1 protein-coding gene is annotated in these 795 nt (G+C 69.3%); it reads left to right on the plus strand.

All coding sequences use genetic code 11. The features are described from left to right. The first annotated feature begins 127 nt into the window (after positions 1-127). On the plus strand, positions 128-640 hold the full coding sequence (locus tag ACVOMB_RS21075; protein ID WP_481532939.1) for an acyl-CoA thioesterase: 513 nt from the start codon (positions 128-130) through the stop codon (positions 638-640). Positions 641-795: the final 155 nt, after the last annotated feature.

Genomic DNA, 795 nt, shown 5'->3' on the forward strand with positions numbered 1-795 from the left:
AACCCCCCCCCCGCCCGCCCCGTCCCCCCCCCGCCGCCCCCCCCCGCCCCCCCCCCCCCCCCCCCCCCCCCCCCCCCCCCCCCCCACTACGGTGTAGCCTGCTCTTCCCGCAGTCGCAGTAGCCGCCATGAGCGAACACAAAGCCCACCAGCTGTCGATGACCGTCCTGATGACGCCGGAGATGGCCAATTTTTCCGGCAAGGTCCACGGCGGTGCGATCCTGCGCCTGCTCGACCAGGTTGCCTATGCCTGTGCCAGCCGTTATGCCGGCAACTACGTGGTGACGCTGTCAGTGGATCAGGTGACCTTCCGCCAACCAATCGGCGTCGGCGAACTGGTCACCTTCCTGGCTTCGGTGAATTACACCGGCAACTCATCGATGGAAATCGGCATCAAGGTCGTTGCCGAGGACATCCGCAAGGGTGCGGTGCGTCATGCCAATAGTTGCTTCTTCACCATGGTGGCGGTGGACGACGATGGTCGGCCGACGCCAGTGCCGTCGCTGCAGCCGGAGACCAGCGATGAGAAGCGTCGCTTCGCTGCCGCGCAGATCCGCCGCCAGTTGCGCCAGGAAATGGAGCAACGGCATCTGGAGTTGCTGCAGAGCAATCCGTCGGGTGAGGCGGATTTGTCGGTGTAGGAGTGTTGTAGGAGCGGCGTAAGCCGCGAAGCTGGCAATCCATCCGATATCTGTAGTGGGGGGGGGGGGGGGGGGGGGGGGGGGGGGGGGGGGGGGGGGGGGGGGGGGGGGGGGGGGGGGGGGGGGGGGGGGGGGGGGGGGGGGGGGGGGCGGGG

It is taken from the genome of Stenotrophomonas sp. STEN018 (assembly GCF_056760235.1).